Raw genomic sequence first — 7101 nt, 5'->3', positions numbered from 1 at the left:
AGATGGGGGATGATACCGGGGGCCGTTTTCTGGCCAGGATCGAGGCAATCGATAAAAAAACAAGCTGGAACCGAAACGGGAGATCACGGTAGCGGGCAAGGTGACAGACGAAACGATGCGTCCACTGGATTTTACCACTTACACCTATCCGGTGATCCAGGTCGAGGAATACCACCTGTGGCCGAAATGGAAGCAGCCCAGTCCGCCAAGGGTTAATTTTTATGGGGGCGCTTCAGGGTCCTTTTAGGGTTTAACTACTGGCGGAGCGTCACCTCGCCACTTTCGAAAGCGATCTCCTCTCCGGAATCGAGGTGCACCACCAGCCGGCCATCGTCATCCAGATCCATGGCGATGCCGGAATGAGTCCGGTTGCCGTGCCGGAGTAGAATGGGTGTGCCCAGCATGCGTGTGTTCTGCCTCCAGTGGGATAAGATAAGCCCTACATTATCTTCAAGTAAAATCTGATAGTAGCTATATAAATTTCTAATAATATTGATCAATAATTCGTAACGGGCTGGGTGAGTTCCGGTTTCAATCAGTATGGAGGTGGCGAGACCGGCGATATCCTCAGGAAACCCGGCCTGACTCACATTGAGGCCGATGCCAATGACCACCCCGGGATGCGGGCCATCCACCACTTGCTCTGACAGGATGCCGCCCAGCTTGCGGTTGTTAAGCAGGATGTCGTTGGGCCATTTGAGGGTGGCGTTCTGCGAGTCAATCTGGTTGAGGGCTTCCACCACGGCCACTGCCGCCATGAGGGTCAGGTGGGGAATCTCGTCTTGGTCGAGTGTGGGCTTCAGGATCAGTGAAAAGTAGAGCCCCGTGTCCGGCTCGGAATACCAACTGCGGCCGAGACGCCCCTTGCCTTTGGTTTGAGAATCCGCGAGGACGACGGCGCCTTCTTCGGCACCCTGAAACAGCAAATTTTTCGCGAGATCGTTGGTGGAATCCACCTGATCATAAGCTATAATTTTCCCGGCCCAGGGAAGGGTTTGCAATTGATTTTGAATCGCATCCAGTTCTTCCTGTGAGTAAGGCATTGCAGATTTTCCCAGAATGAGGGGTTCAATGACCACCGGGTGGCACGTCCCACCCTTTTGTATATTCCAAAAGAACTATGGAATCCATTAAAAGAGCCTGCAAATATTTTTACTATCGGTTTATCCGGTTGCAGGCGAGCCCCGAAAAGCTGGCATGGGGGATGGCGTTGGGTCTGTTCATCAGCACGACGCCCACGTTTGGGTTCCAGATGGCTCTGGGTTTCGTGACAGCCGCGTTCTTTCGGGTCAGCAAGCTGTGCGCCCTGATCGGGGTGCAGGTCACCAACGCCCTCACAGCTCCTTTCGTCTATGCTGGGACCTATTATCTGGGGGCGGTGATTCTGAACCGCCCGTTCAAACAGGAATACCTGGAAAACCTGTCCTGGGGCAGTTTGTGGGAGATGGGACCGGATGTATTTGCTTCGCTTTGGGTGGGGGAGTGATTGTAGGGGTTATTCTGGCTGTTATCGGATATTTCGTCGTTCTCGGCATCGATACCAAGTCGCATTTGCAGATTGTGCGGGCCCGCAGGCAGCTGGACAGGATGAAACGAAAAAATCCACCAATCTTTGAAAAAATTGATTGAATTGTTATCAAAATATTGATACAAACCTATTTCTAAATTGCATCTCAGGCATGCAAGCCAGCAAGTCTTTATTGAGGAGAACATTAATGAGAAAACTGGTGATTTTCTTGATGTTGAGCATGTTCGCCATTGCGGCGTCCGGGTGTGAAAATGCCCAGGGGCCCTGTCCGCATGGTATTTGTAAGCAATCTTATTATGAGGACAAGGAAGCTCCTCCCAAAGAGTAATTTCGAGCCGGATTTTCAGGCCGAACAGGCCTCCCTCCCAGCAGCCGGATAGATATAAGGTGATTCGAATATCCAGGCAGTTTTGCTCCCTGACCCGTTTTTGACTTATTGGACGTTGAAGGCCCAAAGTCTGGGGTAGGACTGCCTTTCTTTCTTCCCTTTCCAAGCTCGGTGGACTTTCCCGTTTGAAACCCGATTCCCAAGGTGCGTCTGGTCCACTGAATTTTTGACACGAAAAGCAGCCCTTTTGATAGAATAAGACCGTTTTCCAGGGTTGTTTCCATCCTTGGCGGTCTTGGGGCCGCTGGACCCGATTGTAACCAAACTAGAAAAGGTGAGCTGAGTTCAAGTGGATATGGATCAAGATCCCGTTACCGTAGAAGAAGTGAGAGAGGTCCAGGAACTGTTCAAGGCAGGGTATCAGTACCACCGGGAGCAGAAGTACAAGGAAGCGATCGCTGAATTCAAAAAAGCCTCTTCCATTCGCCCCATTGATGAAGAACACTTGAATGAACTGGCCAAGCGCCTGAAAGCCATGTCGGTGAAGCTGGTTCAGGAAAGCCTCGCCTACATGGGGTGTGCGACCAATCATTTAAAAATGATGGTGGATCAACTGGACCCGGATGAGCGGGAAGCCGTGCCTTTGGATGAAACGCTGAAAGAACAGTTCGAAAAATGGGATGAAGAATAACCCTCTTCCTTTTTTTAAGGGAAGTTGGTTATGGACCAGCAAATCTTGAACGATGTCCTCCGCCAGGAGATACGGGAGGGCAAGATTCCTCTCAGTCTGGGCAAAACCTGCCCGGTCGAGTGCACATTCTGCTACGAAAAAGATCACAGCTACCGCCCCACCGTCGATGTGCCCCGCACCACGGAGCAACAGTGGCAGAATATCCTTGAAGAAATTAAAAGGATCCCGACACGCCCGGGCCATTCCTGGCTTCTGGGTGGCAATGAATACATGGAATGGACGGACATCTTCCTGCATCCCCGGGTGATGGACTGGCTGCAAGAGTTTCTGGACACGACCGATAAAAGCGTCACGTTTTTTACGGTTGGTTTTGTCCAACCGGAACGCATTCATCGCCTGGCCGAGCGTTACCCGGGGCGCATCAGCTTCGAACTGTCTGTCATCACCCTGGGTGAGTACCGCAAAAAGCTTCTGCCGCATGGCCCCACCGTGCGCCAGCTCATGAAGATTCTGGACGGGCCCGCCGTCACCTCCGCCAACTTTTATTCCTTCGGACCCAACACCATGTCCGAAGACGCGCAGACCATTTCCCGCATCAACAAAAACTGCCTGCTGTGGATGGGGTGTCTCACCCCACTCAAATACATCGACCGGGAAACGTCGCACCTCATGCGTCAGGGGCGACACTACCTGGCGGAGGAAAGCCGCAAAATCTATTACGCCGATCTGCCGAACACGCAGATGCTCCACACCGAGCCTTACATATCCACCTTTCTCGCGCGCAATAAAATTCTCAAAACCTTCGACGCCTGCGAACTGGAGAAAAACGATCATGTGGTTGTTTCCGGGTGCGTGTACCGCATTCTCCAGACATTCCGCCGGCACAGGGCGCGTTTCCTGTATGTGCCGAACGACACCCTGGGGGGTGACTCGGACTGTTCGACCCTGCTCACGTTCAACGATATATCCAAACGATTGACCCACGAGACCCGGGTTTATATTCCCAAGGTAATCATGGAGCATCCCTCACGCGGGGAAAGGGACATCTCCGGCGTCACGTTCGACGAATTCAAAAGCTGGTTTCCGCGAACCCGGTTCCGGATCCTGCACAAGGTCAACACGCAGGTGTCCAACAAGAAACTGTACGAAAAGGGGTATCTTAAAAATTATGTGGAGGATTACCTGGGCAACCCTCTGCATAAAAAGGTGGAGGCGGTGCCGCTTCCAAACTGAAGTCCGTAGGGTCCCAATGGGGGCGTTGGGTAAACAGGGAGGCTTCCCGTTTCTTGCGGGAAGTGGTTACAGGGGGAATGAAACATGGGGTATCTGCTGAAAGTGGTGTTTGTGGACAACAGCGAACTGGTGCTGGAAGACACGCAAAAACATTTTGTCAGTGATGACCTGGAAGTACTGGAAATCACCACCACCCACGAGGTGCTGATCGTGCCCATGCGCCAGATCAAGTATGTATCCTGCGATGCCACGATTTTTAAAGAAGCGGTGCGGGGGTGAAGGGACTGCGCCCCGGAATCCGGAGCGGAGCCTTCGTTACATTTTAAGGCGGATTTTTTCAGCCAGCTTTTCTCATCGAAGCGGTGCATGGCGTATTCCAGGTAACGGAGTTCCGTGTCCGTCAGTCGGCGTCCGTCCACCTGCGGCTGTGCAGGCGGGGTGGTGTCCTCGCCGTGGTTCGGGCCGGGTTTTTCCCCCACACCTTCCATGCTTCCCGGAAACCGGTCGGCGACCGACCCCGGAGGACTGGAGTGGATGTATTCATCCAGCTCCTCCAGACTCAGAAACAGATTGAAGACCGACGACTCGTTGATGTATCCCTTGCCGCCGATTTCTTTCAGAATGCCGCGGATTTCCTCGGAATTGACGATGGCGTTCATGATGGCTTGGTTGAAACGCTCGTATACCTCATCCAGATAAGAATCCTCGGTGTCCATAAAACGACCCCTCCTTCCTTTGCCCGATTGGCAGTCGGGTATTGCAATGTGATTGGCTGTCTCTCTTAAAGCAAGACCCATGCCACAACTCCCAACTTTTCAATCGAGTTGGTCAGCACCTTTATATGAAAGGGGTTAGAAGGGCGGTCCATTTCGGAGACGAAAGAGGGCCGGGTGCCGGGTGTCAAGCAATCCATCGGCTAACGGCAAAATTGTTGACCTCCCCCGGTAAATTTTGACAGGGACATGAGAGCCTCTGCATGCAATTGCTGCATCCGGCGGATGCTTTCGAAGCAGCTTCATCTTGCAGGGGAGATTATTGACTAATTGGGGGATAATGATAAGATCGTCTGCTTTTAAGGACCGTTCTGTAACTGTTTTTTATTAAAGGTTTCATCTGGCATGCCGTTTCCCATTCACAGACCCCGTCGGCTTCGCAAATCGGCCGCCATCCAGCGCATGGTGCGCGAAACCGTGCTGACGCCGGACGACCTCATCCTGCCGCTGTTCGTGTGCGAGGGCAAAAACGTGCGCACGCCCATCGGGTCCATGCCGGGCATCGACCGCCTGTCGATCGACTTGCTTGGGCAAGAAGTGAAGGAAGCGCATTCCCTGGGCATTCCCGCGGTCATCCTGTTTGGCATCCCGGACCACAAGGACGCTCAGGGCACCGAGGCGTACAATCCCGACGGCGTGGTCCAGCGGGCCATACGCGAAATCAAATCCAAAGTGCCGGAGATGGTGGTCGTCACCGACGTGTGCATCGATGAATACACCGATCACGGTCATTGCGGCCTGGTGGAAGGCGACGAGGTGGTCAACGATCCCACCCTGGAGTTGCTGGCCCGCATGTCTCTCACGCACGCCGATTGCGGCGCGGACATTGTGGCCCCGTCTGACATGATGGACGGGCGGGTGCAGGCCATTAGGAAGGCGTTGGACGAAAACAGCCACCAGAGCACCCTCATCATGTCTTATGCCGCCAAATACGCTTCGGCATTTTACGGACCGTTCCGCGAAGCGGCGGATTCCGCACCCCAGTTCGGCGACCGGCGGTCGTACCAGATGGACCCCGGCAACAGCGACGAAGCTCTGCGCGAGGTGGAGCAGGATATCGAGGAAGGTGCGGACATCCTGATGGTCAAGCCTGCACTGCCCTACCTGGACATCATCCGCCGGGTACGCGACACCTTTCCGGTTCCCCTTGCCGCGTACAATGTGAGCGGTGAGTATTCCATGCTGATGGCCGCCGCCGAAAAAGGGTGGGTCGATGGCGACCGAGTGATGCTGGAAGTCCTGCTCAGCATCAAGCGTGCGGGCGCCCAGATGATCCTGACGTACTCCGCCATGCCTGCCGCCCGTCTCCTGAACGGTTGAATTTCCCCTTTTTCCCGTACAGCCCTGTCGCGGTTCCCGTCACCGGGAGGGCACAGGCGCCATTCCCTTAATTATCTGTTTTGATAAAACTTAGCGCAAAATATATAATGGGAAAGTGGGGCTGGAGAAAGGAGTTTTTATTATGTCCATTCTGGCGCAAAATATGCGGACCATCCGCAAGGAACTGAAGTGCACTCAATCCGCGATGGCGGACATTCTGAAGGTGGGTTTTCGCACCTATGTCCGTTATGAAGCGGGAGAGCGCGACGCCCCGGTTTCCATCCTTGTGAAAATGGCGAGGCTCGGAAACGTTTCCCTTGAGCAGTTGCTGACTCAGAAAGTGGACCGGTTCAACATCACCCCGGTCGACCTGGAAACGTTCGACATGAATCCACCAGTGGTCAAATCGGCGAACTTCCGTACCGGTCACATCGTGTTCAAAAAGCCTGCGCGCGAAACCCTGCTCACCATTGATGAATCGGAGAAGAAAGTGTTGTCCCTGTTCCGCAAGATGTCCACGGACGAGCAGAACCGGTGCCTGAAAAACATCGAGAGTCAATTTAAACCGTCTGCCGCATCCACTAAGGCGGTTCGCACGGATGTGATCAAGGCTCTTCCGGAAGCCCAGATCCTGGCGGACGAGCCACAGTCGATAGTGAAAAAAACACGTCTCAACCGCCCGCGAAAGCGAGGTCGCCCGGGGCGCACCCGCGAGGACAAGAAACTCCTGCGGGAAAAGATCGACCGTCTGAAAAAGATCACCAAATCCGCTCCCAAAATCACCGTGAGATGACCGTTTGAAAAATACGGGAATCAGGGAAAACCTCAATGTCGGCCTGTTTTTCTCTATTCTGGTGGTGCTGTGCTTCCTGGAAATCACCACCCACCTTTTTGAGAAGGCCGTTGGCTATTATTTGAAATGGGAAAACCACACGCGTCCCCAGCTTGGCAGGTTGTGGGAACGTGATCGTGAAAATCTCGCCGCGCAGAAAAAAATCGAATCCCTTCTGTCCAGCCTGAACATTCAGGAGCGGTCTGCGGAATCCATCCAGTCGCTCAAGGAGTTGTTCGAAAAGTTGTCTCCCTCCAGCCCGCAGGTGGTGTCGCGCCGCAAGTTCGTGCAGTTGTATTACGACTTTCCGGGGCAGTGGGCAAAGAACCTGATCCCGTCGTACGACCTCATCGAAATCGACGCGGATAAAAACTGGCAGAAGGTTCTGCTCACCCA

Annotated in this window: 8 protein-coding genes and 1 pseudogene; 7 read left to right on the top strand and 2 right to left on the bottom strand. The window is 53.7% G+C overall.

All coding sequences use genetic code 11. The features are described 5' to 3' along the window. Positions 1–64 precede the first annotated feature (64 nt). Entirely contained in the window at positions 65–247 is a 183-nt protein-coding gene (locus TX82_RS17215) for a Slp family lipoprotein (protein ID WP_371828208.1), read from the top strand. Positions 248–254: 7 nt separating this feature from the next. Here TX82_RS17215 and TX82_RS12145 read toward each other — a convergent pair whose 3' ends face one another. Next, positions 255–1043, bottom strand: coding sequence for a biotin--[acetyl-CoA-carboxylase] ligase (locus TX82_RS12145; RefSeq protein WP_052338268.1), 789 nt, complete (start codon positions 1041–1043; stop codon positions 255–257). 77 nt (positions 1044–1120) lie between these two features. On the opposite strand from TX82_RS12145, the gene TX82_RS12140 reads away from it, so the two are divergent. The 3 genes from TX82_RS12140 to TX82_RS12130 all read left to right on the top strand — a co-directional run bounded on the left by TX82_RS12140 (position 1121) and on the right by TX82_RS12130 (position 3780). After that, positions 1121–1486, top strand: a complete 366-nt coding sequence (locus TX82_RS12140) for a DUF2062 domain-containing protein (RefSeq protein ID WP_005011016.1) — start codon at positions 1121–1123, stop codon at positions 1484–1486. A gap of 725 nt (positions 1487–2211) precedes the next feature. After that, positions 2212–2547 carry a hypothetical protein gene (locus tag TX82_RS12135; protein WP_005011006.1) on the top strand — a complete coding sequence of 112 codons (336 nt, stop codon included), beginning with the start codon at positions 2212–2214 and terminating at the stop codon, positions 2545–2547. Positions 2548–2577: 30 nt separating this feature from the next. Then, complete coding sequence (locus tag TX82_RS12130; RefSeq protein ID WP_005011004.1) at positions 2578–3780, top strand: radical SAM family protein; 1203 nt, start codon at positions 2578–2580, stop codon at positions 3778–3780. Here the strand turns inward: TX82_RS12130 and TX82_RS16375 are convergent. Then, positions 3726–4496 carry a hypothetical protein gene (locus tag TX82_RS16375; protein ID WP_005011000.1) on the bottom strand — a complete coding sequence of 257 codons (771 nt, stop codon included), beginning with the start codon at positions 4494–4496 and terminating at the stop codon, positions 3726–3728. The two genes, TX82_RS12130 and TX82_RS16375, sit on opposite strands and share 55 nt — an antisense overlap. Before the next feature lie 402 nt (positions 4497–4898). Between TX82_RS16375 and hemB the strand changes: the two genes are divergently transcribed. From hemB to TX82_RS12110, 3 genes and pseudogenes are all read left to right on the top strand, one after another. Beyond that, entirely contained in the window at positions 4899–5873 is a 975-nt protein-coding gene (gene hemB, locus TX82_RS12120) for a porphobilinogen synthase (protein WP_005010999.1), read from the top strand. Between the two features lie 142 nt (positions 5874–6015). Then, on the top strand, positions 6016–6666 hold the full coding sequence (locus TX82_RS15390) for a helix-turn-helix domain-containing protein (RefSeq protein WP_005010998.1): 651 nt from the start codon (positions 6016–6018) through the stop codon (positions 6664–6666). Between the two features lie 4 nt (positions 6667–6670). Further along, a pseudogene (locus tag TX82_RS12110) lies at positions 6671–7101 on the top strand (hypothetical protein); the annotation flags it as partial.

Source organism: Nitrospina gracilis 3/211 (assembly GCF_000341545.2).
Classification (GTDB): Bacteria; Nitrospinota; Nitrospinia; order Nitrospinales; family Nitrospinaceae; genus Nitrospina; species Nitrospina gracilis.
This window is presented reverse-complemented; position numbering and strand designations above follow the sequence as displayed.